The 25509-nt window shown below is 70.1% G+C and carries 23 protein-coding genes; 13 read left to right on the top strand and 10 right to left on the bottom strand.

The genetic code is table 11. The features are described from left to right. Positions 1-58 precede the first annotated feature (58 nt). Positions 59-844 carry a dioxygenase family protein gene (locus ACQBJO_RS13905; RefSeq protein WP_255184356.1) on the bottom strand — a complete coding sequence of 262 codons (786 nt, stop codon included), beginning with the start codon at positions 842-844 and terminating at the stop codon, positions 59-61. A 155-nt stretch (positions 845-999) separates the two neighbouring features. Here ACQBJO_RS13905 and topA point away from each other — a divergent pair, with 155 nt between their 5' ends. From topA to ACQBJO_RS13890, 3 genes are all read left to right on the top strand, one after another. Then, complete coding sequence (gene topA, locus ACQBJO_RS13900) at positions 1000-3789, top strand: type I DNA topoisomerase (protein ID WP_421008771.1); 2790 nt, start codon at positions 1000-1002, stop codon at positions 3787-3789. 99 nt (positions 3790-3888) lie between these two features. Further along, the gene (locus ACQBJO_RS13895; protein WP_421008770.1) at positions 3889-4341 is read left to right on the top strand and encodes an SCP2 sterol-binding domain-containing protein; all 453 of its coding nucleotides are present in this window, start codon (positions 3889-3891) and stop codon (positions 4339-4341) included. A gap of 8 nt (positions 4342-4349) precedes the next feature. Continuing rightward, entirely contained in the window at positions 4350-5918 is a 1569-nt protein-coding gene (locus ACQBJO_RS13890; RefSeq protein WP_421008769.1) for an AMP-binding protein, read from the top strand. Positions 5919-6003: 85 nt separating this feature from the next. On the opposite strand, the gene ACQBJO_RS13885 is transcribed toward ACQBJO_RS13890, so the two are convergent. The 6 genes from ACQBJO_RS13885 to ACQBJO_RS13860 are packed head-to-tail and all read right to left on the bottom strand — an operon-like array spanning position 6004 to position 12260. Next, positions 6004-7344 carry a serine hydrolase domain-containing protein gene (locus tag ACQBJO_RS13885; RefSeq protein ID WP_421008768.1) on the bottom strand — a complete coding sequence of 447 codons (1341 nt, stop codon included), beginning with the start codon at positions 7342-7344 and terminating at the stop codon, positions 6004-6006. A gap of 49 nt (positions 7345-7393) precedes the next feature. Then, positions 7394-8593, bottom strand: a complete 1200-nt coding sequence (locus ACQBJO_RS13880; protein WP_421008767.1) for a CapA family protein — start codon at positions 8591-8593, stop codon at positions 7394-7396. Positions 8594-8639: 46 nt separating this feature from the next. Beyond that, positions 8640-9647, bottom strand: coding sequence for a glycine betaine ABC transporter substrate-binding protein (locus tag ACQBJO_RS13875; RefSeq protein ID WP_255184350.1), 1008 nt, complete (start codon positions 9645-9647; stop codon positions 8640-8642). Continuing rightward, on the bottom strand, positions 9644-10423 hold the full coding sequence (locus ACQBJO_RS13870) for an ABC transporter permease (protein ID WP_255184349.1): 780 nt from the start codon (positions 10421-10423) through the stop codon (positions 9644-9646). Before ACQBJO_RS13870 ends, ACQBJO_RS13875 begins: the two co-directional genes overlap by 4 nt. Beyond that, entirely contained in the window at positions 10420-11619 is a 1200-nt protein-coding gene (locus ACQBJO_RS13865) for an ABC transporter ATP-binding protein (protein ID WP_421008766.1), read from the bottom strand. Before ACQBJO_RS13865 ends, ACQBJO_RS13870 begins: the two co-directional genes overlap by 4 nt. Next, complete coding sequence (locus tag ACQBJO_RS13860; RefSeq protein ID WP_421008765.1) at positions 11619-12260, bottom strand: ABC transporter permease; 642 nt, start codon at positions 12258-12260, stop codon at positions 11619-11621. The genes ACQBJO_RS13865 and ACQBJO_RS13860 overlap by 1 nt, the downstream gene beginning before the upstream one ends. 167 nt (positions 12261-12427) lie before the next feature. On the opposite strand from ACQBJO_RS13860, the gene tmk reads away from it, so the two are divergent. Genes tmk through ACQBJO_RS13845 form a run of 3 tightly spaced genes read left to right on the top strand, consistent with a single transcriptional unit; the run spans position 12428 to position 15774 of the window. Next, on the top strand, positions 12428-13045 hold the full coding sequence (tmk, locus tag ACQBJO_RS13855; protein WP_421008764.1) for a dTMP kinase: 618 nt from the start codon (positions 12428-12430) through the stop codon (positions 13043-13045). Continuing rightward, positions 13042-14211 (top strand): DNA polymerase III subunit delta', encoded by a 1170-nt coding sequence (locus ACQBJO_RS13850; RefSeq protein WP_421008763.1) that lies wholly within the window; start codon positions 13042-13044, stop codon positions 14209-14211. Before tmk ends, ACQBJO_RS13850 begins: the two co-directional genes overlap by 4 nt. Before the next feature lie 33 nt (positions 14212-14244). After that, entirely contained in the window at positions 14245-15774 is a 1530-nt protein-coding gene (locus ACQBJO_RS13845) for an alpha/beta hydrolase (protein ID WP_255184344.1), read from the top strand. 45 nt (positions 15775-15819) lie between these two features. On the opposite strand, the gene ACQBJO_RS13840 is transcribed toward ACQBJO_RS13845, so the two are convergent. Beyond that, positions 15820-17235, bottom strand: coding sequence for a peptidoglycan recognition protein family protein (locus tag ACQBJO_RS13840; RefSeq protein WP_421008762.1), 1416 nt, complete (start codon positions 17233-17235; stop codon positions 15820-15822). A 198-nt stretch (positions 17236-17433) separates the two neighbouring features. Between ACQBJO_RS13840 and ACQBJO_RS13835 the strand changes: the two genes are divergently transcribed. Continuing rightward, positions 17434-18096, top strand: coding sequence for a lysophospholipid acyltransferase family protein (locus ACQBJO_RS13835; RefSeq protein ID WP_421008761.1), 663 nt, complete (start codon positions 17434-17436; stop codon positions 18094-18096). 755 nt (positions 18097-18851) lie between these two features. On the opposite strand, the gene ACQBJO_RS13830 is transcribed toward ACQBJO_RS13835, so the two are convergent. Then, entirely contained in the window at positions 18852-19787 is a 936-nt protein-coding gene (locus ACQBJO_RS13830; protein WP_055992840.1) for a cation diffusion facilitator family transporter, read from the bottom strand. After that, positions 19787-20164 (bottom strand): ArsR/SmtB family transcription factor, encoded by a 378-nt coding sequence (locus ACQBJO_RS13825; protein WP_055992843.1) that lies wholly within the window; start codon positions 20162-20164, stop codon positions 19787-19789. The genes ACQBJO_RS13830 and ACQBJO_RS13825 overlap by 1 nt, the downstream gene beginning before the upstream one ends. Before the next feature lie 86 nt (positions 20165-20250). Between ACQBJO_RS13825 and cmtR the strand changes: the two genes are divergently transcribed. The 6 genes from cmtR (at position 20251) to ACQBJO_RS13795 (ending at position 25351) form a co-directional block, all read left to right on the top strand. Further along, the gene (gene cmtR, locus ACQBJO_RS13820) at positions 20251-20640 is read left to right on the top strand and encodes a Cd(II)/Pb(II)-sensing metalloregulatory transcriptional regulator CmtR (RefSeq protein WP_055994351.1); all 390 of its coding nucleotides are present in this window, start codon (positions 20251-20253) and stop codon (positions 20638-20640) included. Then, entirely contained in the window at positions 20637-22604 is a 1968-nt protein-coding gene (locus ACQBJO_RS13815) for a heavy metal translocating P-type ATPase (protein ID WP_421008760.1), read from the top strand. The genes cmtR and ACQBJO_RS13815 overlap by 4 nt, the downstream gene beginning before the upstream one ends. Next, the gene (locus tag ACQBJO_RS13810) at positions 22601-23245 is read left to right on the top strand and encodes a DsbA family protein (RefSeq protein WP_421008759.1); all 645 of its coding nucleotides are present in this window, start codon (positions 22601-22603) and stop codon (positions 23243-23245) included. The genes ACQBJO_RS13815 and ACQBJO_RS13810 overlap by 4 nt, the downstream gene beginning before the upstream one ends. After that, positions 23226-23858, top strand: a complete 633-nt coding sequence (locus ACQBJO_RS13805; protein ID WP_421008758.1) for a vitamin K epoxide reductase family protein — start codon at positions 23226-23228, stop codon at positions 23856-23858. The genes ACQBJO_RS13810 and ACQBJO_RS13805 overlap by 20 nt, the downstream gene beginning before the upstream one ends. Positions 23859-24140: 282 nt before the next feature. Beyond that, complete coding sequence (locus tag ACQBJO_RS13800) at positions 24141-24596, top strand: TlpA disulfide reductase family protein (protein ID WP_421008757.1); 456 nt, start codon at positions 24141-24143, stop codon at positions 24594-24596. Next, positions 24593-25351 carry a cytochrome c biogenesis CcdA family protein gene (locus tag ACQBJO_RS13795; RefSeq protein ID WP_421008756.1) on the top strand — a complete coding sequence of 253 codons (759 nt, stop codon included), beginning with the start codon at positions 24593-24595 and terminating at the stop codon, positions 25349-25351. The genes ACQBJO_RS13800 and ACQBJO_RS13795 overlap by 4 nt, the downstream gene beginning before the upstream one ends. Positions 25352-25509: the final 158 nt, after the last annotated feature.

The following is a 25509-nucleotide window of genomic DNA, read 5'->3' as shown; positions in this document are numbered from 1 at the left end:
CGCAGGACCCTAACGACCCCACATCACTCGTGCGATGGGGAGGACTGCCCGTGGACGCTCAGCTGAACTGCCAGGACCGCTTCGACAGGCCGAACCAGAAGCCGTCGACGGCGACGTCGCGCTGCGTCGCGCCGGAGGCGTCGGCTGCGCCCATCGCGATGTAGAGCGGTGCCCAGTGCTCGGTGCGCGGGTGCGCCTCGTGCCCGGCGGGGGCGATCTCGAGCATCCGCTCGAGGGAGTCGATGTCGCCGGCGTCGACGGTCTCGGCGGCCCAGTGGTCGAACTCGCTCGAGGCCGTCGGCGGGGCGGCGTCGGCCCCGGCGCGGGGGTTGAACCAGCGCAGGTTGTGCGTCGTGAAGCCGGACCCGACGATCAGGGTGCCCTGGTCGCGCAGCGGCGCCAGCGCGCGGCCGAGCTCGACGAGCTGGTGCGGGTCGAGCGTCGGCATCGACATCTGCAGGACCGGCACGTCGGCGTCGGGGTACATCTCGACGAGGGGGACGTAGGCGCCGTGGTCGAGGCCACGGGTCTCGTCGTGGCGGACCTCGACCCCCTTCGGCTTGAGCAGGGCGGAGACCTCCGCCGCGAGCTCCGGGGCGAGGGGCGCGTCGTAGGTGACGTCGTAGTAGTGCTGGGGGAAGCCCCAGAAGTCGTACGTGAGCGGGACCTTGTGCTCGACCGGGCTCACCGTGACGGGGGCGTCCTCCCAGTGGGCGGAGACCATGAGGACGTTCTTGGGCTTGTCGAAGGAGCCGGACCAGCGGGCGAGCTCGGCGGTCCACCGGGCGTCGTCGGCCAGCGGCGGGGCGCCGTGGGAGAGGTAGAGGACGGGAGGAGTGCTCATGGCCCCAACGATACTTGTATTTTCAACAAAAATCTAGCCCCCCGGCAGATGGGCGAAGGGAGCACCCCGGGCGGCGTAGTACGGTCGCCCCGAGATGACCCCTCGTCGAGGCAGCGACGAATCCGCTGCACGTGGGGTCGAGAGATGAGGCGCACATGGCCAGCAAGCTCGTCATCGTCGAGTCGCCCGCCAAGGCCAAGACCATCGCGGGCTACCTGGGCCCCGACTACGCGGTCGAGGCATCGGTCGGGCACATCCGCGACATCCCGACCCCGTCGGAGATGCCGGCCGACATGAAGAAGGGCCCCTTCGGCCGCTTCGGGGTCAACATCGAGGAGGGCTTCGAGCCCTTCTACGTCGTCGACCCGGACAAGAAGAAGAAGGTCACCGAGCTCAAGCGCCTGCTCAAGGACGCCGACACCCTCTACCTGGCCACCGATGAGGACCGCGAGGGCGAGGCGATCGCCTGGCACCTGCTCGAGACGCTCAAGCCGAAGATCCCGGTGCAGCGCATGGTCTTCCACGAGATCACCAAGGAGGCGATCCAGCGCGCCGTCGAGGACACCCGCGAGCTCGACCTCGACCTGGTCAACGCGCAGGAGTCGCGCCGCATCCTCGACCGCCTCTACGGCTACGAGGTCTCGCCGGTGCTGTGGCGCAAGGTCAAGGCGGGTCTGTCCGCCGGCCGCGTGCAGTCCGTGGCGACCCGCATCGTCGTCGAGCGCGAGCGCGAGCGGATGGCCTTCAAGGTCGCCTCCTACTGGAGCGTGGAGGGTTCCTTCTCCGCCGGCACCGCCCCCTTCGCCGCCCGCCTCGCGACCCTCGACGGACGCAAGGTCGCCACCGGCTCCGACTTCGACGACACCGGTGCGGTGAAGAAGGACGCCCGCGCGCTCGACCAGCGCGCCGCGACCCAGGTCGCCGAGGCGACCATCGCGGCCCCGGTCGTCGTCAGCTCGGTCTCCGAGAAGCCCTACACGAGGCGCCCGTACGCCCCCTTCACCACGTCGACGCTGCAGCAGGAGGCCGGCCGCAAGCTCGGCCTCGGCTCCAAGGCGGCGATGGGTGTGGCGCAGAAGCTGTACGAGAACGGCTACATCACCTACATGCGAACCGACAGCACCAACCTGTCGAGCTCGGCGGTGTCGGCCGCCCGCGGCCAGGCCCGCGACATGTACGGCGCCGACTTCGTGCCCGAGGCGCCGCGCGTCTACGGCAAGAAGTCGAAGAATGCCCAGGAGGCGCACGAGGCGATCCGCCCCGCCGGTGACCGCTTCCGCACCCCGGCGCAGGTGGCCGGTGAGCTGCGGGGCGACGAGTTCCGGCTCTACGAGCTGATCTGGAAGCGCACCGTCGCGTCGCAGATGGCCGACGCCAAGGGCTCGACGGCGACGATCCGCATGCGCGCCGACCTCACCGGCTGCGAGGCCGGCGAGGTCGCCGAGTACTCCGCCTCGGGCACCGTCATCACCTTCCGCGGCTTCCTCGCCGCCTACGAGGAGGGCACCGACGAGCCGGCACAGCCGGCCAAGGACGGCGAGGCCCGCCTGCCGAAGGTCGAGGAGGGCGCGAGCCTCGACGTCGTCGACGCCGTCGCGTCCGGCCACGAGACCTCCCCGCCGGCGCGCTACACCGAGGCCTCGCTCGTGAAGAAGATGGAGGAGCTCGGCATCGGCCGCCCCTCCACCTATGCCTCGACGATCAGCACGATCCAGGACCGCGGCTACGTCCGCAAGAAGGGCACCGCCCTCGTCCCGACCTGGCTCGCCTTCGCCGTGACCCGCCTGATGGAGGTGCACTTCAGCCGTCTCGTCGACTACGACTTCACCGCCTCGATGGAGGTCGACCTCGACGAGATCGCCGCCGGTGACGCCGACCGCGTCGCCTGGCTGCAGCGCTTCTACTACGGCGACGAGGGCAGCGGCCCGGGCCTGTCCGGCCTCGTCGCCGACCTCGGCGACATCGACGCCCGGGCCATCTCGACGATCGAGATCGGCGACGGTGTCGTCGTGCGGGTCGGTCGCTACGGCCCCTATGTCGAGGAGGTCGTGCCGAAGGGGGTCGACCCCGCGACCGGTGAGGTCACCGACGAGACGAAGACGACGCCGGCGCCCAAGCGGGCGACGATCACCGACGACGTGGCCCCCGACGAGCTGACGCCGGCGATGGCGCGCGAGTTCCTCGCGGCGGCCGCCGACGACGGCCGGGTCCTCGGTCAGGACCCCGAGACCGGGCGCGACGTCGTCGTGAAGAACGGCCGCTACGGCCCCTACGTCACCGAGGTCCTCGAGGAGTCGGCCGACGACAAGCCCAAGCGCGGCAAGGCCAAGGTCAAGCCGCGCACGGCCTCGCTCTTCAAGAGCATGGACCCCTCGACGGTCGACCTCGAGCAGGCGCTCAAGCTCCTCTCTCTGCCGCGCACCCTCGGCACGGTCACCGAGACGACGACCGCCGAGGACGGCACGGAGAAGTCGGTCGAGGTGCCGATCACCGCGCAGAACGGTCGCTACGGGCCGTACCTGAAGAAGGGCACCGACTCGCGCTCGATCGAGACCGAGGAGCAGCTCTTCACGATGACCCTCGAGGAGGCCGTCGCGATCTACGCCCAGCCCAAGCAGCGTGGCCGCGCCGCGGCCAAGCCGCCGCTGGCGGAGTTCGGCGAGGACCCGGTGAGCGGCAAGAAGGTCGTCGTCAAGGACGGGCGCTTCGGCCCCTATGTCACCGACGGCGAGACGAATGCGACCCTGCGCCGCGGCGACGAGCCCGAGACGCTCACCGCGGAGCGGGCCTACGAGCTCATCGCCGAGAAGCGCGCCAAGGGCCCGACGACCCGCAAGAAGTCGGCGAAGAAGACGGCCAAGAAGACCGCGAAGAAGGCCACGAAGAAGACGGCCAAGAAGGCGGCCTCCACGGCGACGAAGAAGGCAGCGGCCAAGAAGGCCTGAGCCGGGCGGGGTGGTGAGGGGCACAGCGCCCTGCCGTTGCCGCTGTGGTTACCCGTGCGTATCGTCCGGGGCAACAGCCGCGCCGAAGGAGATGCCGCCATGGACCTCGACCCGTCCACGTTCGACACGATGAGTCCGCAGGAGTTTGCGAAGACCGTCGCGCAGATGTCCGACAAGGAGGTCTCCGAGGTCATGCGCGGCGAGCACCGGGGCGCGATCCTCGGTGCGGTCTTCGCCCGCTTCCCCGAGCTCTTCCGGCCCGACAAGGCGAAGGGGGCGTCCGGCACGGTGCAGTTCCGCATCACCGGTGGTCCCGAGGAGCAGCCGCACGACACCTACGAGATCGTCGTCGGCGACGGCACCTGCACCGTCTCGCCGGAGCCCGGCTCGGACTACGACGCCTCGCTGATGATGGCGCCGCCGGAGTTCGTCAAGATGGCGACGGGTCGGGGCAACCCGACGATGCTCGTCATGCGCGGCAAGATCAAGGTCAAGGGCGACATCGCCCTGGCCGCGAAGTTCCCCAGCCTCTTCGACATCCCCAAGGCCTGATGCCCTCCATGAACCCACTCACCATCGCCACGACCATGGCCAAGCGGGGGATGCTCAACCCCGGGCCGCCGGCCGCCCAGGTCAAGCAGCTGGCCGCACTGAAGAAGTGGGGCTTCGGTCTCGCGGGCGAGCTGCGGCAGGCCGCCAACCGCTCGCCCAAGGCGGTCGCCGTCATCGACGAGACCCGTGGGGCGACCACCTATGCGGAGCTGCTCGCCAACTCCGAGAAGATCGCCGTCGTCCTGCGCGAGCTCGGCTTCGGCCCCGGTGACCGGGTCGGTCTGCTCGCCCGCAACCACGTCCAGGCCATCGAGGTCATGACCGCGACCTCCGCGATCGGCATCGACCTCGTCCTGGGCAACACCGGCCTCGCCGGCCCGCAGTTCGCGGTCGTCGCCGAGCAGCAGGGGATCCGCGGGATCATCCACGACGACGAGTTCGCCGAGGTCGTCGCGCACCTGCCGCAGGACCTGCCACGGATGACCGAGACCGAGCTCGCCCGCCGCATCGAGACCACGCCGCGGCCGCACTCCCTTCCCGTCCCGGCGAAGGGGGGCCGCACGATCATCCTGACCTCCGGCACGACGGGCACGCCCAAGGGCGCGGCACGCAAGACGCCGGGCGGCTTCGGCCCGCTCATCTCGATCATCGACCGGATCCCGCTGCGGGCCCACGACCGCATCCTCATCTCGGCCCCGATCTTCCACACCTGGGGCTACGCGGCGATGCAGCTGTCGCTCGCGCTGCGCGCGACGATCGTGCTGCAGCGTCGCTTCAAGCCCGAGGCAGCCCGGGCGGCGCTCGAGGAGCTGCAGCCGGACGCGATGTTCGCCATCCCCGTGATGCTCCAGCGGATGATGGAGCTGCCGAGCGACCCGGCTGCACGCAGCCGCCGCAAGCTGCGGGTGGTCGCGACCTCCGGGTCGGCCTACCCCTCGGGCTTCACGACGAAGTTCATGGACGAGTACGGCGACGTGCTCTACAACCTCTACGGCTCGACCGAGGCGTCGTGGGTGTGCATCGCCACGCCCGCCGACATGCGCCGCCACCCCAACACCGCCGGCACCCCGCCGCTCGGCACGGTCGTCAAGATCCTCGACGACGACGGCAAGGAGGTGCCGACGGGGCAGACCGGCCGGATCTTCTGCGGCAACGAGCTCGTCTTCGACGGCTACACCAACGGCAACACCAAGGACTTCGTCGACGGGCTCGTCTCGACCGGCGACATGGGGCACGTCGAGGACGGGCTCTACTTCGTCGACGGTCGCGATGACGACATGATCGTCAGCGGCGGGGAGAACGTGTACCCCATCGAGGTTGAGGGGCTGCTCGCCGAGCACCCCGCGGTCCGCGAGGTCTCCGTGATCGGTGTCCCCGACCCCGACTTCGGGCAGCGGCTCGCCGCCTTCGTCGCACTCACCGAGGGCCACGAGCTGACCGCCGACGAGATCAAGGAGCACGTCCGCGCGCACCGCGCCCGGCACTGCATCCCCCGCGAGGTCGTCTTCATGGACGAGCTGCCCCGCAATGCCACCGGCAAGATCCTCAACCGGGAGCTGCGCAAGCACTTCGCCTGACCCCCGCCCTTCGCCTGCTCCGGGTCGATGTATCCGGGTGAGTTGGAACGCACCCGGATACATCGATCCGGCGGGCGAAGGGGGGTCAGAGCCACTGGCCGAAAGCCAGGGGCTCGCGGGTGAAGCGGTAGGTGGCCCAGTTGAGGTGGGTGACGGTGCCGGAGGCGTCGCGGGTGACCCGCAGCAGCTCACCGCGCTCGTGGCCGGAGACGGTGCGGTAGCGGTCGGCGCCCTCGGCGGTGAAGACCGCGGGGGGTAGCTCCTTGCGCTGGCCGGCGATGCGGGCCTCCAGGGCGCCCTCCCGCACCGACAGCACCCAGTGGGTGCCCTCGGAGTACCAGTGCCCGAGCAGCGGGACGAGGTCCTCGGGCAGCTCGGTCCCGGGCTGCCAGGGCTCGGGCTGCACGGGCTCGCGCTCGATGGCGATCGTCCCGAGTTCGATGGCGGCCGCGGCGGGCGGGACGGGAGCGGAGTTGTTCATCAGGATCAGCCCCGTCGTGGCAGAAGAGCGCTCGGTGAAGACGCCGGTGATCGAGCCGGGCCAGCCGCCGGTGTGGCCCACCCAGGTGCGCCCCTCGTGCCGCACGAGCTGGAAGCCCAGCCCCCAGGCGGAGGTCCACGAAGTGAGGTCGGCCATCACCTGCGGCTGGCACATCTCCTCGAGCGTGTCGGGGGAGAGGACCTCCTCGACCGGGTTGGCGACGAAGCCACCCCACCGGGCCAGGTCGGTGGCCGTCGACCGCAGCCCGCCGGCCGGGTCGAGGGCCGCCGCGTCGATGACCGGCTCCTCCCGGGGGACGTCGGCGAAGGGCGGGACGTAGTACCCCTTCGCCCGGCGGCCGGAGGGCGCGGTGCCGGTGCGGGTCAGCTCGAGCGGGTCGAGGATGCGGCGACGGATCGACTCCTCCCAGGTGCACCCGTCGAGGCGGCCGATGATCTCCCCGAGGACGCCGTAGGCGAGGTTGGAGTAGTGCCAGCGGTCGTGGGGCCGGCCGACGCGCTCGGCCTGCGACCAGCCGGCGAGCAGGTCCTCGCGGGAGGGCATGACCATGGTGTCGAAGACGTCGCCGACGGGTTCGCGCTGCATGCCGGAGGTGTGCGACAGCAGCTGGCGGATCGTGACGGAGGCATGGGTGCTGTCGGTGAGGTGCTGCTCGACGGTGTCGTCGAGGTCGAGCCGGCCCTCGTCGCGCAGCGCCATGACGGCGACGGCGGTGAAGGTCTTGGAGTTGCTCGCCACGGGGTACTGCGTCTCGTCGTCGGGCGCCTCGCCCGGCGTCGTGACGTCGACCGTGCCGATCCCCGCGGACCACTCCAGCCGGCCGTCGCGGGCGACGCCGGCGACGAGCCCGGGGACCCTCCCTTCGGTCTGCGCGGTGAGGGCGCGGGTCGTGAGGGCGCGGTCGGTCTCGGAGCTGAAGGTCATGACACGACCATAGGGAGGTGCGAAGGGGGATGCGGCTCGGGCGGCGTCGTCAGCGCACGGGGGAGGCCTGGTAGACACCGTCGCCGAAGCCGCCGCGGGCGCCGACGATCGAGCGGACGTGGCGGGCTCGGGCCGCGTAGGAGCTGCGGGCCGACGACGACAGCGAGGGGTCCTGCGCGGCGGTGACGAGGTCGACCCAGCGATAGGGCGCGACGTTCGGGGAGTAGCCGGGGATGACGGCGACCGAGCGCACCCGCCACGTCGTGCCGTACTGCCGCTCGAAGTTGAAGCGGGTCATCACCTGCTCGCCGGTGCTCTTGTTGTACTTCGTCGTGCTCGTGGCGAAGGTGTTGCCCAGGCCCCACGCCACCCAGCGGTAGTCGACCTTCTCGACCGGCTCGACGACGTGCGCGTGGTGGAAGTAGACGGCGTCGACGAGTCGCGTCGCGTGCAGCCACGAGCGGATCTGCTCCTGCTGCGCGTTGGGCACGTGGCTGTACTCGGTGCCCGCGTGCACGGCGACGACGACGATCTCGGCGCCGGCGGCCTTGGTGCGCTTGACGTCCTCGACGAGGGCGGTGCGGTCGAGGGTGTTGACCGACCACCGCCTGTCCCGCGGCACGGGGATGCCGTTGGTGGAGAAGGTCGTCGAGACGATGCCGACCTTGACGCCCTGGACCGTGCGGACGAGCGGCCGGTTGCGCTCGGTCGAGGTGCGGGCGGTGCCGGTGTGCCCGAGCTTGTTGGAGTCGAGGACGTCGAGCGTGCGCGTGATGCCGCGCTGGCCGTCGTCGAGCGAGTGGTTGGAGGCCGTCGTGCACGCGTCGTAGCCGACGCGACGCAGGCTGGTGACGACGTGCGCGGGCGCCTTGAAGAGGGGGTAGCCGGTGTAGGGCCCGCCGGCAGGGGCGATCGGCGTCTCGAGGTGGCAGATCGCGAGGTCGGCGGTGCTGATGCGCGGCTTCTGCGCGGCGAGCATCCGGTCGAAGTTGAGGCTCGGGCCGCCGGCCACCGCGTCGCGCTTCGCCTGGGCGACGAGGGTCGTGTGGACGAGGACGTCGCCGCTCATGAGGACGGACAGGCGGTCGGTGCGCCCGGTCGTGCCGCTGGTCGTCGCAGGAGCCGCCGCCGACGACGCGGCGGGTGCGGCCCCCTTCGCCGTGGCGGTGCCGGTGGTCACGGCCGCAGCCAGGACCGTCGTGATCGTGGCGGTGACGAGCAGCCGCCCCCTGCGTCCCCCGAGGCTCATGCCCGCAGGCTAGACCCGTGGACGCCCCCTGTCACCGGGTCGCGGGTCAGGCCTTGATGAAGCCGGCCTCCCGCAGCCACGCGATGGCGACGTCCGCCGGGTCCTCGCCGTCGACGTCGACCCGGGCGTTGAGGTCGATGAGCACGTCGTCGGTGAGCTTCTTGACGACCGGGTCGAAGAGGTCCCGGACCGCAGGGTGCTCCTCGACGACCGCCTCGGTGAGCACCGGCGCGACGTTGTACTTCGGGAAGAAGGCCTTGTCGTCCTCGAGCACGGTCAGGTCGAGCGCCTTGATCCGCCCGTCGGTGGTGAAGACCTCGCCGAAGGTGCACGTGCCCTTGTCGGTGGCCTGGTAGATGGCGCCGGTGTCGAGGACCTTGACGTTGCTCTCGGGGAAGCTCGTGCCCTTGGCGAGCCCGTACTTCTTGAGCATCGGGTCGAAGCCGTCGTTGCGGTTGTTGAACTCGGACTCGACGCAGAAGGTCAGCTCGGCCTTGGGGACCTTCGCCAGCTCGGAGAGCTTGGTGATGCCGAGCTTCTTGATCGTCTCGGTCGGCCCGGCGAAGCCGTAGGTGTTGTTCATCGGCGCCGGGTCGAGCCAGACGAGCTGGTGCTCCTCGAGGTCGCGGTCGCGGACGGCTTCGTACTGCTTGCGCTCGTCGGGGATCGGGGTGGTCTCGCCGAGATAGGCGATCCAGGCGGTGCCCGTGTACTCCCACTGCATCTGGACCTGGTCCTCGATCATCGCCTGGCGGGCGCTGGACGAGCCGGGGATGTTGGTCAGGTCCGCCGCCTCGGCGCCGGTCGCGCGCAGCAGGATGACGGCCATCTTGCCCAGGATGAGCTGCTCGGTGAAGTTCTTCGACCCCACCCCGATCGAGGCGCCCGACAGGTCGACGTCGGCGATCGGCCCGGCCGGCTCCCCGGAGGGCACGAAGCCACCGCTCGTGCCCAGGCCGCACCCGGCGAGGGCGAGGCCGAGCGTGCCGGCTCCGCCCAGGAGCAGGGTGCGTCGGGTCAGCTCGGTCGAAGGGAGGTCACGTCGCGTCGTCATGAGGTCCCCTTGGGAGTGAGGAGGAGCTCGAGCACCCGGCCCGCCCAGTCGATGAGCAGCGCGACGACCGCGATGATCACGGCGCCGCTGACGAGGATGGGGTAGCGGAAGAGCGTGATGCCCGTGACGATGAGCGCGCCCAGACCGCCGGCGTTGACGAAGGTCGCGAAGCTCGCGGCGCCGACGACGAGCACGAGCGCGGTGCGCACACCGGCCATGATCACCGGCATGGCGAGCGGCAGCTCGACCCGGCGCAGGACGTCGACGGGGGACATGCCCATGCCGCGGGCGGCCTCGACGAGGGTCTGGTCGACCTGCTGGAGGCCGACGATCGTGTTGCGCAGCACCGGCAGGAATCCGTAGATCGCCAGGGAGATGACGGCGGTGCGCACGCCGAAGCCGAGCCACATCGCCAGGAGCACGATGAGGCCGATGACCGGCGCGGCCTGGCCGGCGTTGGCGACGGCCGTGATCGGCCCGGAGAAGCGGCGGGCCGGGCCGCGGGTGAGCAGGATGCCGATGGGGATCGCGGTGACGAGCACGACGGCGGTCGTGATGAGGGTGAGCGTGATGTGCTCGCGGGTCAGCGTGAGGATCGTGCCCCACGCCAGCTGGCGGGCCTCGATGTCGTCGAGGTCGGCGGTCTGCCGCCAGATCGCCCAGCCGCCGAGGATCGCCGCGCAGAGCAGCGGCAGGCCGACGAGCAGCCCGATCGTCGTGCGGCGGTCCTCGACCCCGGTGTCGGCGGTCGAAGGGGAGGTCCTCACGTCGGTCATGACGTGGCCTCCTGCGTGTCCGGGTCGGACGCGGCGCGGATGTGGTCGGTGACCGCCTCGAAGGTCACGACGCCGAGGAACTCGTCGCGGCGGCCGGTGACGAGGACGCCGCCGTGGGTGCTCGCGAGCATCGAGTCGAGGGCGTCGTTGATCGTCGAGCGCCGGTCGATGACCGAGATGTCCTGCTCGGTGTGGTCGGGCAGGCGGGCCATCCTGGCGGCCTCCTTGAGGCTGTACCAGCCGACCGGCCGCCGTCGGGAGTCGAGCACGATGACGTCGTTCTGCCCGCCGGCGCGGGCGGCGTCGGCGGCTGCCTTCCCTTCGTCACCGACCGCGGCGAGGACCGGGCTCTGCAGCTCGAGCTCGTCGACGCGCGAGAGGCTCAGCTGCTTGAGCGAGGACCCGGCACCGATGAAGTCCTCGACGAACTCGTCGGCGGGGTTGGCCAGGAGGGTGGTCGGGGTGTCGTACTGCGCGATCTGCGCGCCCTCGCGCAGCAGGAGGATCCGGTCGCCGAGCTTGACCGCCTCGTCGATGTCGTGGGTGACGCAGACGATCGTCTTCTGCAGCTCCTCCTGGATGCTCATCAGCTCGTCCTGGAGCCGCTGCCGGGTGATCGGGTCGACCGCGCCGAAGGGCTCGTCCATGAGGAGCACCGGCGGGTCCGCCGCGAGGCCGCGGGCGACGCCCACCCGCTGCTGCTGCCCGCCGGAGAGCTCCTTGGGGTAGCGGTCGCGGTAGCGCTTGGGGTCGAGCCCGACGAGCTCGAGCAGGTCGTCGACGCGCTCGGTGATGCGGCGCTTGTCCCACTTGAGCAGGCCCGGGACGAGGGCGATGTTGTCGGCGACCGTCATGTGGGGGAAGAGCGAGCCGCCCTGGATGACGTAGCCGATGGTGCGGCGCAGCTCGGTCGCGTTCTTGCTGCGGATGTCCTCGCCGCCGATGGTGATCGTCCCCGAGGTCGGCTCGTGGAGACGGTTGATCATCTTCAGGGTCGTCGTCTTGCCGCAGCCCGAGGGGCCGATGAACATGACGATCTCGCCGGCGGGCACGGTGAGGGACAGGCCGTCGACGGCCGGCACCTTCTGCCCCGCGTAGGTCTTGGTGACGTTGTCGAAGACGATCTCGGCGCCGCTCACCCCCCGGTCGGCTGCGTGGTGTTCGGGTGCGGGCTGCTGGTCTGCGGTGGTGGACATCAGGCGCGGATCCCCTTCGAGGTGGTGAGTCGGCTGACGAGCAGCAGGGCGGCGTCGAGGACCAGGGCGAGGACGACCACCCCGAGGGTCCCGACGAGGGCGTAGTTGAGGGCGTTGGCCCCGCCCAGCTGGGCCAGGCCGGTGAAGATGTAGCCGCCGAGACCGGGGCCGAGGGTGTATGCCGCGATCGCGGCCACACCCATGGACATCTGCGCGGACACCCGCAGGCCGGCCATGATCACCGGCCAGGCCATCGGCAGCTGCACGCGCAGGAAGCGGGCCGTCGACCCCATCCCCATCCCCTTCGCCGACTCCAGCAGGGTGGGGCTGACCCCGGCGAGGCCCACGACGGCGTTGCGCAGGATCGGCAGCGTCGCGTAGAAGGTGACGGCGATGAAGGGCGACACGGGCCCGATGCCGAAGAGGGGCAGGAGCAGGCCGAGGAGGGCGAAGGAGGGGATCGTCAGGCCGACGGCGCTGATCATGTTGGCCGCGGGCTTCAGCCGCGGCACCCGGGTGACGAGCACCGCGAGGGCGATGGCGATGATCGTCGCGAGGAGGACGGACTGCACCACCAGCGAGAGGTGCTGGAAGGAGCGGAAGAGGATGTCCTGCCACTTGTCTGCGACGAAATCACCCACGGGCATCCTCTCCTCGGCCCCGACTCTCGGGACCAGTCGTCCACTCAACCCCGGGAGGGTGCGGGGCGTGCAGCCCAGCGGCCCTTCGCGACCGACTTGTGACCTTTGCACACACCCTGCCCGGCGCCCGGACTGGCGTGTCGGCACGGTGCCTTAGGGTCGACGGCGTGAGCGAGCACGGGTACTTCATCGCCTTCGAGGGCGGCGACGGGGCAGGCAAGTCGACGCAGGTCGGCCACCTCGTCGAGGCGCTCGAGGCTGCGGGCCGTGAGGTCGTCGTGACCCGCCAGCCCGGGGGGACCTCCCTCGGCGCCGCGCTGCGCGATCTCGTGCTCCACGGCGAGGCGATCACCCCGAGGGCGGAGGCGCTGATCTTCGCCGCCGACAAGGCCCAGCACGTGCAGGAGGTGATCCTCCCTTCGCTCGCCCGCGGAGCGGTGGTCGTCACCGACCGCTACACCGACTCCTCGGTCGCCTACCAGGGCGCCGGCCGCTCCCTCGGGGCCCAGGAGGTCGCCGACCTGCAGACCTGGGCCGTCGGCGGGCTCGCCCCCGACCTCACGGTCCTCGTCGACGTCGACCCCGCGACCGGACGGGCCCGACGCGGCGGCACCCACGACCGGATGGAGTCCGAGGCCGACGGATTCCACGCGGCGGTGCGCGAGCACTTCCTCGCCATGGCGGCAGCGGCGCCCGAGCGCTATCTCGTCGTCGACGGCGGCGCCCCCGCCGACGAGATCGCGGCCGCCGTCCGAGCCCGGCTGGCGCACGAGGGCCTGCTGTGACCGCGGTGGCCGGGTCCGGCCAGGCGCCGATCTGGCGCGACGTCGTCGGCCAGGCCGAGACGATCGCGACCCTCGAGCGGGCCGTCGCCGATCCGGCGGCCATGACCCACGCATGGCTCTTCACGGGACCGCCCGGGTCGGGGCGCTCGACCGCGGCCAGGGCCTTCGCCGGGGCGCTGCTGTGCCCGACCGGTGGCTGCGGCGAGTGCCGTGAGTGCCGCACCGCGCTCGACGGCACGCACGCCGACGTCGACGTGCTCGCGACCGAGGCGCTGTCGATCGGCGTCGCCGCGACCCGCGACCTCGTCCAGCTCGCCGGCCGCTCCCCGAGCGTCGGGCGCTACCGGATCATCCTCGTCGAGGACGCCGACCGGCTCACCGAGCAGTCGGGCAATGCCCTGCTCAAGGCGCTCGAGGAGCCGACACCACGCACGGTCTGGCTGCTCTGCGCGCCGAGCCTCGAGGACGTGCTCATCACCGTCCGCTCACGCTCGCGGCACGTGCGGTTGCGCACGCCGCCCGTGCCCGAGGTGGCCCGCCTGCTCGAGCGCCGCGACGGTGTCGACATCGGCATGGCCACCTATGCAGCGCGCGCCGCGCAGAGTCACATCGGGCTGGCCAAGCGGCTGGCCACCGACGAGGGCGCGCGCATCCGTCGCCGTGACACGATCGCGATGGCCGGGCGCATCCGCGGCGTCTCCGATGCCGTCGGTGCCGCCGCCGACCTGCTGCAGATCGCCGAGCAGGAGCGTGACCGCACGCTCGAGGCGCGCGCCGCGGCGGAGCGGGAGCGCCTCCTCGAGACCCTCGGCGCCGACCCGAGCGCCCGGACCCAACCGCCGCACGTGCGCGCCCAGATCACCTCCTTGGAAAAGGAGCAGAAGACCCGCGCCACCCGGTTCACCCGCGACATGATCGACCGCGCCCTCGTCGACCTGCTGTCGGTCTACCGCGACGCGCTCGTCCTGCACGCCGGCTCGCCCGTCGCCCTGGTCAACGAGGACGCCCGACCGGTCGTCGAGGAGGTCGCGCGGGCCTTCGGCGGCGAGGGTCTGCTCGTGGCGATGGAGGCCATCGCCACGGCCCGCGAGCGCATCGCGGCCAACGTCGCCCCGCTGCTCGCGCTCGAGGCGATGGCGATCTCGCTGCAGCTGCCGACCCGCTGAGCGACATCAGGGGCGAAAGGTAGCGTCTGCGCCATGAGTCGTGCCCGTCGCCCCGTCCGTGTCCTGGCTGCCGCGGCGGCGCTGCTCCTGCCGGTGGCGGGCTGCTCGCTGCTCGAGCCCGACACCCAGCCCACCGGGCTCGGCCCCGGCAACACCGCGCCGCCGGCGGGCACCACGGGGCTCGAGCGCTTCTACGAGCAGCAGCTCGACTGGGGTCCCTGCGAGCGCGGCGACGGTGAGTGCGCCGAGCTCGAGGTGCCCATGGACTACGAGCAGCCCGACGGCCGCACCCTCGAGATCGCGGTGCTCCGGGTCCCGGCGAAGGACGAGGCCGCGGGCTCTGTCGTCGTCAACCCCGGCGGCCCGGGCGGCTCGGGCGTGGACTACGCGGCCGCGGCCGACTTCATCGTCAGCGACCAGATCCGGCGGCACTTCGACGTCGTCGGCTTCGACCCGCGAGGCGTCGGGCGCTCCGAGCCGATCGACTGCCTGAGCGATGCCGAGATGGACGACTACCTCGCCAAGGACCCGACGCCCGACACCCCGGAGGAGAAGGCGGCGGGGGAGCGGGCACAGCAGGACTTTGCCGACGGCTGCGAGGCCAAGAGCGGCGAGCTGCTCGGCCACGTCTCGACCGCCGACGCCGCCCGCGACATGGACGTGCTGCGGGCCGTGCTCGGCGACGGCAAGCTCACCTACCTCGGCAAGTCCTACGGCACCTATCTCGGTGCGACCTATGCCGACCTCTTCCCCGACCGCGTGGGCCGGCTCGTGCTCGACGGCGTGCTGCCGCCCGACGCGACATCGGAAGAGGTCGCGATCGGTCAGGCCAAGGGCTTCGACACCGCGACCCGGGCGTGGGCGCAGGACTGCGTCGACGACGACTGCCCGCTCGGGTCGAGCGCCGACGAGGTCGTCGAGCACGTGCAGGACCAGCTCGAGGCGCTCGACGCCAAGCCGCTGCCCGCGAGCGCCGGGATCAAGCTCACCGAGGGGTGGGCGACGTGGGGCATCGCGCAGGCGATGTACGACCAGGGCATGTGGTCGCAGCTGACCGACGCGCTCGTCGCGGCGAAGGACGGCGACGGTGGTCCGCTGAGCGAGCTCGGCCGCAGCTATGCCGGTCGTGACGCCGGCGGCGTCTACCAGAACAACATGCTCGAGGCCCTGCCCGCCGTCTCCTGCCTCGACACCCCGGACGGACCCGGCGACCCCGACGACCTCGTGGCCCGCGCAGAGAAGGAAGCGCCCATCTGGGGCCGCGCGCTCGCCTCCGAGTCACCGTGCGCGCAGTGGCCGGTCAAGGCCACCAACACGCCGCACGAGGTCGAGGCGAAGGGAGCCGACCCGATCCTCGTCGTCGGCACCACCCGCGACCCGGCGACGCCCTACGAGTGGGCGAAGCGGCTGCACGAGCAGCTCGCCGACTCCGCGCTCGTCACCCACGAGGGCGACGGGCACACCGCCTACATGCGGCAGAACTCGTGCGTCGACAAGGCCGTGGACCAGTACTGGCTGACGGGCGCACTGCCCGATGGTGGCGAGCTCACCTGCAAGGAGTGAGCTTCCCGGTCCCTGAGGAGGTCGGGAAGCGACCGTCTCGAAGGGTCAGCTGGTGACGGTCACCGTGTCGCGCCAGCTCGGCAGCCACGCGCCCGAGCTCGTGTCGCGTCCGCTGAGCACGACCTCGTAGCTGCCGGGCGTGGCCCAGCTGCCGTCGGGCAGCCGGCCGTCCCACGGCACCTCGAGCGTGCCGTCATCGGTGCGCGTGCCGGTGGAGTCGGCGACGACGCCGTGCTCGTCGCTGCTCACCCGCACCCGCCAGGTGATGTCGCCGGTCGTCTGGGCACGCAGGGTCGACCCGCCGGTGCCCCGCTCGATCCTGCGGGGGCTGGTGCTCGGCTTGTAGATCGCGGTGCCCTGACGCTCGCGGGCGCCGGCGCGGATCTCGCCCAGCCGGGCGTAGAGGTACTGCCCGGGGCAGTCCGTCTGGCCGACGTTGCGGTGCCCGAGCACCGTCGGGCGCCACACGCCACCGATCGTCGCCTTGGCGGTCGGGTCGACGTGGTGGCGGGCGAGCTTCCACGCCGTGAACCGCTCGATGCTCGTCTCCATGTCGTCCGGCGCGGCGACGACGTCGTAGTCGCCCATCGCGGAGATGCCGAAGGTCTGGCTGTTGACGCCCTGCGCGTGCGCGCCGATGACGGCCTTGTCCAGACCACCCGCGCGTCCCTCCCACAGGCGGCCGAAGCGGTCGACGAGCACGTTGTAGCCGATGTCATTCCACCCGCGGCCGTTGACGTGGAAGTCGTAGATGCCCCGAAGGATCGCCGGGACCTCCTCGGCGGAGTAGCCGTTGACCCCGGCGGTGTGGTGGACGACCGCGCCCCGCACCTGGCCGTACTCGGGGTCGCCCTTGCGGATCGACTCGTCCGCGCCCCACTCGGCCCGGCTGTGGACGGTCGGCTTGGCCTGGGGGTTGGCGCTGGTCGTCGAGCTCGTCGACGCGGTGCTGTCGGCGCTCGACGTGCCGGGCTCGACGAGGTCGACCTCGAGGTCGTCGGGAGCGCCGCCGGCCGACTCGACGCGCACCTGGATGCCGTCGGAAGAGTCCGCGATGAGCGGCTGCGTCCCGCCGCGGGAGGCGGCCGCCTCGCTCGTGCCCGCATCGGGCCCGGACTCGGCCTGCAGCAGGCTCCAGCCGCTCCACCGTCCGGTCTCGGCGTCACGCGTGCGCACGAAGGCCTCGACGTCGGAGCGTTCGCCGCTCCACGTGACCCCCGCGACGCGGAAGTCCTGCGTCGCCACCGCATCGGTCATGCCGACCACACGGTCGCCGGAGCGGCCGGCGGAGGGGACCGTCGGCGCGGCCGACAGGGCGGCTCGGTCCACGCCCCGGATCGGGATCGAGTCGCGTTGCGCCGCAACGGGGCCGGGGGCGGCAGAGGCTGGCGCCGAGCCCATCAGGGAGGCCGCGAGCGCGGCGGTGGTCAGGCAGGGCAGAGCACGACGAAGGGAGCTCACGGGGACACCTCGCAGGGGGTTTGGGTCCGATGGGCCCGGCCCACGCTAGCCGCGGGTGGACGGCCCTGCAGGACGAGCCGGACCCGTTGCGGCACAGGGGGATGCGCCCCCTTCGTCCTGGGTCGAGGTCGTGCGAAGGGAGGAGCCTGGGTACGAGTACTCCGGGAGGACTTGCGGGGTGGGGCCCACAATGCGGAGGTGACCACTCCACGGCAGCTCCTGAAGAACGCCACCGGCTTCGCGCTGGTCTGGGCGGTGGCGAAGCTGGCCCACCGGGTGCGCTTCCGCACCGCGGGGGCCGTGCCGCGCAGGGGGCCGGTGATCCTCGTGGCCAACCACCTGACGATGTCCGACCCGCTGGCCGTGGCGCGGGTGGCGATCGGGCACCGGCGCTTCCCGCACTTCCTGGCGATGCAGGAGGTCTTCGGCTGGCCGGTCGTCGGTGCCCTCGCCCGGGCCACCGGCCAGATCCCCGTCGCACGCGGCTCGGCGTCCGCGGCCGGAGCGCTCGACGCGGCCTCCGACCGGCTCGTCCAGGGGCAGCTCGTCGCGCTCTACCCCGAGGGGCGCCTCACGACCGAGCCCGACAAGATGCCCGGCCCGGCACGCACCGGGGCTGCGCGGCTCGCCCTGCGTCACCCCGAGGCCCCGGTCGTCCCGGTCGGGACGTGGGGGCCGCAGCAGGGCCACCGGCACCTGTGGCACCGGCACACCGCCTGCCTGTCCGTGGGTGATCCGGTCGACCTGTCGGCGTGGGCGGGGCGGACCGACGACGCCGCGGCCAGAGAGGTCACCGACGCGATCATGGCGGCGATCCGCGAGGAGATCGGGCACGCCCGGCAGATGTGGGAGACCCGCTGACCCCTTCGCCGCGGGTCCCGGCGTCGCCTGGCGTCGTTGATGTCACTCGGTTGCCCGGAGAAGGGGGACCAGGTGGCACCAACGACGCCGGGCTCGCAGCAGGGCTGTGTCTGGCCCCGGAAATGACGAAAACCCCCGATTTCTCGAGGGTTTCGTGTGGAGCCGCCTGTCGGAATCGAACCGACGACCTTCTCATTACGAGCACGAAGGGTGCGCAGTGCGGCCCGATTGCGGGCAGTGCAGTCGGTGCGTTTCGTGAGTTCTACACCCCGTTGTGCGCTGAGGGGGTACCACGGGGGTACCAACTCCCGCGGAGGTCCATCGCCCCGATAGCGGAGCAGAGAAGAGCTCGTAGAGGTTCGGTCAAGGTCCCTTCTTCGCGATGCTGCCCACCGCATGTTCGGGAGGACATACCTGGACCATGCAACCGAGCTGGGCCTTGACCAGTTCTCGAAGAGGTCGGATCGTCGCCCGCCGGGGAGATGGATCGGACGAGAGTGACAGCCCCCACCTGCGCCGCCGACAAGCGTGCGTAGGTGGGGGTGCGCGTAGGGCGAGGAACGAGCCCGGAGCGCGGGGGTCCCTACCGGAGCGCGCGCCGGAGGCGTGCGCGCGGGCCGAAGGCCCGCCTTGAGTCAGTAGGGAAAGTCATCACACCAGGTGCTGGAGGGCGGGTTCTGGTGACGCCGCGTCGTCGGACGAACTACAAGAGTGCGAAGGGTTCCAATTCACCCCCCGAAGGGTGGTGGTTCGCTCTACGTGTGTTGAACCGAGGTGCATGCTCGCTCTCGTACTGCGGTCGTCTCCAGCTGGATGGTGGCATGCTCGAAGGAAACGGGAAAGTGCTCCTTCACACACGAAATGAGCTGCTCCAGAATCTGTGGTGCGTGGCCCGATTCGAAGCACTCGTCATCTATCACGACGTGCGCGGAGATGACGGGCAGGCCAGTGCCGATCGTGGAGGCGTGCAGGTCGTGGACCTCGCGAACATGCTCCAGCTCAAGGATGTGTGTCCGCACGGCGTCCAGGTCGACGTCCTTCGGGGTGAACTCCATCAGCACCCGCACGGTCTCGCGCAAGAGCTTGTATGCGCGGGGGAGGATTAGGGCCGCGATGAACAGCCCGGCGATGGTGTCCGCTCGTTGGAACCCTGTGGTGGCGATCACGATGGCGGCCACGATCACCCCGAGGGACCCCAAGGCGTCGTTGAGCACTTCGAGGAATGCCGCGCGCATGTTGAAGTTCGCGTCGCGACTGGAGGACAGGACCGCCATCGCGCCGATGTTGGCTATAAGTCCGATGATGCCGAAGAGCAGCAGTTCCCTGGCTTGGACCTGCGTGGGCTCAACCAGTCGGCGGACCCCTTCGATGGCCGCGTAAGAACCCACCAGCAGCAGCAACGCCGCTTGGCCCAGTGCAGCGACGATCTCGATGCGCGCAAAACCCCACGTGCGCTGGCTGCTGGGGGGCCGCAGCATCATGGTGGCTGCGATAACCGCGACCAGCAGGCCGGTGGAGTCCGATAGAGCGTGGGCAGTGTCCGTCAGCAGCGCCAGGCTGCCGGTGATGACGCTTCCGATCGCCTGCGCGATGACGATGAACGAGGTGATGCCAAAGGCAATCAGAAGGCGGTTGCGCAAGCCACTGCCCGCTTGCCCATGTGTCGGGCGGTGGTGGTGGTCGGATCCCATCAGACCTCCTCGGTCGTAAGTTGGTCGTGGTCACGGTGCTCGCGCAGGGACAACGACGCGCCCGACGCTGCCAGTAGCGCATCCGCGCTTTCGAACAGGGCACACAGTCGGGACGAATCGGTTAACGAGAACCACGACGCGCGGCCCTCGGTCCGCACCCTCACCAGCCCACAGTCCCGCAGGCACGCCAAGTGCTTGCTCACCGTCGACTGAGCAAGGTGCATGTGGTCGACCAAGTCGCGGACCCGATGCTCCCCACTGGAGAGGTGCTTCAGGAGCGCCAGGCGCGTCGGCTCGGCCAAGGCATGGAACAAGGCAGCGCAGGCGTCAGACACCTCCATCGCGACTGGATCTTCATGCTGGCTATTGATCGTCATAGAGCGATGCTACCGTCGCGGAGCGATCAATTGGCGCCCAGTACCCCGGCTGGCATACAGGTCAGTCGTCAATGTATGGTCACTGGATGCTGACTAGTGCCGCTCGACTGGACGTGCTCAATCGTTTGGGTAGAGCGATGGCGGATCCGACTCGAGCGCGGATCTTGGTGTCGTTGTTGCAGGACGCGAGTTATCCAGCGCAGTTGGCTAAGGATCTAGGACTGAGCCGCACGAACGTCTCGAATCATCTGGCCTGTCTGCGCGGCTGCGGGATCGTGACCACCGCACCGGAGGGACGTCGCACCCGGTACGAGATCGCCGACGCGCATCTGACTCGGGCGTTGGAGACCTTGATGGACGTGGTCTTGGCGGTCGACGACGGCGTCCCCTGCATGGATGCGGACTGCGATGTACCGCTGTGCTGCGGGGCCACGCCTCCACTCATCCTCGAAGAGACGAATGAGGTTGCGCGATGAGCGATGCATGCTGTGGAGACTCTGACGAGACGGCACCCGATGACCTGGTGCCGTGGTGGCGCGACCGAGGCCTGGCCCTGCCGGCCATCGCGGGCGTTTTCTGGCTGAGTGGCTTGCTCCTGGAGTTCGCCGGCGCCGAGGTCCCCGCCGTGGTCATCTACGCGGTCGGTGTGGCGGCCGGGGCCTGGACGTTCGCCCCGAGCGCGGTGCGCCGCCTGGTCACGGGGCGGGGGAGTGGCCGGCTGGGTGTGGGCCTGTTGATGACGATCGCCGGCACCGGCGCTGTGCTTCTAGGGCACGTGGGTGAGGCTGCTGCTTTGGCCTTCCTGTTCTCGATTGCCGAGGCACTTGAGGACCGCGCTATGGACCGGGCCCGTCACGGGCTGCGGGCGTTGTTGTCCCTGATCCCGGAGACCGCCCTCGTGTCACGAGCAGAAACGGACGAGCGGATCCCCGCCGAGCAGGTCCGGCGCGGCGATGTCCTCCTCGTCGGCGCTGGCGACCGAGTCAGCACGGACGGCGTCGTCGAGGTAGGCCACTCGTGGATGGACACCTCTGCGATCACCGGGGAGTCGATCCCCGTCGAGGTCGCACCCGGCGACGAGATCGCGGCCGGATCGGTCAACACGTCGGGCACGTTGCGCATCACAGCAGTCGCCGACGGGCGCGACAACTCCCTGACCCAGATGGTCGAGCTCGTCGAGCAGGCTCACGCGGACAAGGGCGAGCGTGCGCGCCTGGCTGACCGCATCGCCCGACCACTCGTCCCGTTGGTGCTGCTGGCCGCTACTGCGATCGCGGCGTACGGGTTCGTCGTGGGCGACCCACAGACGTGGATCGAGCGTGCGCTGGTGGTGCTGGTCGCGGCCTCACCCTGCGCCTTGGCGATCGCGGTCCCGGTCACGGTGATCTCAGCGATCGGCTCGGCCAGCAAGTTCGGGGTGATCATCAAGTCCGGAGCAGCCTTCGAGCAGCTGGGGACCATCCGCACGGTCGCCTTCGACAAGACAGGCACCCTGACTCGCAACGAGCCCCGGGTGGTGGCCACTCACGCGGCCAAGGGCCACACCGACGCTGAGGTGCTCTCCTTGGCAGCAGCAGTGGAGGCCACCAGCACCCATCCCCTGGCGGCGGCGGTGGTCGCTGCCTCACCAGATCATCCGGCGGCGAGCGATGTCCACGAGCACGCCGGACACGGCGTCACCGGGTTGGTGGACGGACACCGGGTACGCGTGGGCAGCCCTCGCTGGGTCGCCCCGAACGATCTGAGCGAGCAGGCCGACACCATGGCCGGCCAAGGCATGAGCCTGATGGTGGTCGAGGTCGACGATCAAGCGTGCGGCGTGATCGGCATCCGCGACGAGCTGCGCCCCGAGGCAGCCCAGGCCATCGCCGCCCTGCACCGGCAGGGCGTGTCCACCGTGATGCTCACCGGTGACAACACACGCACCGCGCAGGCCATCGCCGGTGAAGCCGGCATCCGACAGGTTCACGCGGAGTCCCTGCCCCAGGACAAGGCCGACCACATCCGCGCCTCGATGGCTACGGCCCCGACGGCGATGATCGGCGATGGCATCAACGACGCGCCCGCACTGGCGACTGCCACCGTCGGTATCGCGATGGGTGCCGGCGGTTCCGCCGCCGCGGTTGAGTCCGCGGACGTTGCCTTCACTGGCCACGACCTCCGGCTGCTGCCGCAGGCCCTCGCACATGCCCGCCGCGGACGAGCGATCATGACCCAGAACGTCGTCCTGTCCGTTGCCCTGATCGCGGTCCTCTTCCCGCTCGCTCTGTTCGGCGTGCTGGGTCTGGCTGCGGTCGTGCTGGTCCATGAGGTCGCCGAGGTCATCGTCATCGCCAATGGTTTGCGAGCCATCCGCAGCCAGCGCCGTTCCCAGCCTGAAGACAGAAGCGATGACTACTCTGCGCGCCAGCAGCGCCCTTCGATGATTGGATCCCGATGAGCAAGAGCCTGAAACTGTCCATGGCCATGATCGTGGCGGTCCTGGTGGCATTGGTCGCTGCGGTGACGTTCAGCCGGGCCGGTGAAGAAGCGGCACCTACGGGGTCCGGAAGCGGGGCGTCCGCGCCCTTGGTGCGCGATGACAGCCCCCGCCTGACCTCCGGCAAGAAGGCGGTGTTCGTGGAGTACCTCGACTTCGAGTGCGAAGCGTGCGGCGCAGCCCACCCCGTCATGACGGACCTGCGAGAGAAGTACGGCAACGACGTGACCTTCGTGGTGCGCTACCTCCCCCTCCACGGAAACTCGATGAACGCGGCACTAGCTGCCGAGGCCGCCCGTGAACAGGACAAGTTCGAGGAGATGCACGACAAGCTCTTCGAGACGCAGGCCGAGTGGAGCCACTCTGAGTCGTCCAAGGAGAAGACCTTCGAGGGATACGCCCAGGAGCTGGGGCTGGACATGAAGCAGTACCGCGCCAGCCTGAAGGACCCCGCCGCCGCGAAGCGCATCGAGCAGAGCACGAAGGATGCCCAGACACTGGGCGTCACCGGCACACCCACGTTCTTCCTCGACGGCAAAAAGATCGAGCCGACCACCATCGCCGACTTCGAGACCAAGCTTGATGCCGCAATCGAAGACTGACCCGACCGCTGTCACTCCGGCGGCTGCGGTCAACGCGCGTGGACTGGGCTGGCTGTACCTCGTCGGGGGCCTGATCGGGCTGCTCTGCGCCGTCGTGCTGCTCGTGGAAAAGATCGAGCTGCTCAAGAACCCGGACTACGTCCCCTCGTGCAGCATCAACCCGATCCTGTCCTGCGGCTCGGTCATGGTCACCCCGCAGGCAGACGCCTTCGGTATCCCCAACCCGCTCATCGGAGTCACCGGGTTCGCAGCCCTCGCCATGCTCGGAGCAGTCCTGGTCAGTGCCACGAGCCTTCGTGCATGGTTGTGGGTGGCGACCCAGGCCGTGGTGAGCCTCGCGGTGGTGTTCATCCACTGGCTGATCTTCCAGAGCCTGTACGTCATCGGAGCCCTGTGCCCCTACTGCATGATCGTGTGGGTCGTGACCATCGCCGTCTTCTGGCACACCACCATCCACAACCTCCAGCGTTGGCGAGCCACCACGGCTCGGCACGTACCCCGGGTGGTATCAGTGCTCATCGAGTACCGCGCAGCGGTCTTGACCGCCTGGTACCTCGTGATCATCGTGCTCATCGCCATCAGGTTCTGGAACTACTGGGTCACGATCCTGTGATCACTGACCCGTGGACCGAATCGCCATCACGCCGAGAGGCCGAGCGGCATCCTCCAACCACCTCGGTTCTGACGAACGACGACCCCGATACCTCGCCGCGCATCCACGCACACGCGCCGACAACCTCAGGAGCATGAGACCCGAATGACCGCACGTCGTCCATCCCGCCGAAGTCTCCTCACCGCGGCAGGTGCCATCGCTGCCACCGGTGCTCTCGCCGCGTGCTCCTCATCCGGCGCCGAGGATGACCAAGACCTCGGCTATCGATCCGGGGACGGCAGCGTGACCGCCTTCGACGAGTCCCAGCGGGGCGAACCGGTTGAACTGGCTGGTGAAACGCTTGACGGCCAGACGTGGGACAGCGCCGATCACCGTGGCCAGGTCGTCGTCGTCAACGTCTGGGCCAGCTGGTGCGGACCCTGCGCCAAAGAGGCCCCACACCTCGTCGCGCTCAACAAGGAGATGAAGGGGGAGGACGTGCAGCTCGTCGGGATCAACTTCCGAGAGTCCTCCGTGGCGACCGGCAGAGCACAAGCCAAGACGTGGGGCTTCACCTGGCCCTCGATCTACGACAAGTCCGGAATCACCTCGATCGCCATGCAAGGCAAGATGACCACCCAGCCCTCCACCGCTGTCCTCGACCGCCAGGGTCGTATCGCTGCGGTTGTCCTCGGAGCGACCACGCAGTCGACCCTCCGAGGCTTGATCGAGGACACCCTTGCCGAGGGGGGCCGATGATCGTCTCCTTCACGACCGGGCTCAGTGACCAGGTCGCCAGTGGGGCTCTGCCGATCGCGGTGCTCGTCGCGATCCTCGCGGGGCTCGTCTCCTTCGCCACGCCCTGCGTGCTGCCCCTCGTACCGGGCTATCTGGGCTACGTCACCGGCCTGTCCGACGTAGCACTGGAGAGGCGCAGCCGCGGCAGGATGGTCTTGGGCGCGCTGCTGTTCATCCTCGGCTTCACCCTCGTTTTCGTTCTTGCCTCGATGTTCGTGGCCACCGCCGGCCGCGCGCTCGTGGAGCACCGAGAGCTGCTGATGCGCATCGGTGGCGTCGTGGTGATTCTCATGGCGCTTGTCTTCGTCGGCGCCGGGTCGCAGCGGACCTTCCGACTGCCGATCAAGCCCGCCACCGGCCTGGCCGGGGCCCCTGTCCTCGGGGCCGTCTTCGGTCTGGGCTGGGCGCCCTGCATGGGTCCGACACTCGCCGCGGTCCTCGCGCTCAATCTCGCCGGCGACGCATCGATCACCCGAGCTGTCGTTCTGGCCGTGGCCTACTGCCTCGGGCTGGGACTGCCCTTCGTCCTCATCGCCGCGGCCTACGAGCGCTGGGCTCCGGTCTCGAACTGGCTGCTTCGTCATCAGCGCAGGATCCAGATCGCCGGCGCAACCCTGCTGATCATCGTTGGGGCACTCCTGCTCACCGGCGGCTGGGATGCGATCGTCCAGCCGCTGCAAACCAAACTCATCAGCGACTGGGAAGTGCCCCTCTGATGTGAAGGAGCGTGGCCCACTGATGTCGCCTATTGGCCTTCGACAGGCTCCGGTGGCGGCCCGTCGCCGGCCCAACGTCGCAGGCTGTAGCGCCGCATCTCTCGTCCGTCGATCGTGATGAGCACGCCCGTGCCCTTTGGCCACAGCCGCCACCCTTC

Origin of the sequence: Janibacter zhangyanbonis, assembly GCF_050507325.1 — a bacterium.
GTDB lineage: Bacteria > Actinomycetota > Actinomycetes > Actinomycetales > Dermatophilaceae > Janibacter.
The sequence above is the reverse complement of the archived record's forward strand: the minus strand, read 5'-3'. Positions and strand labels throughout refer to the sequence as shown.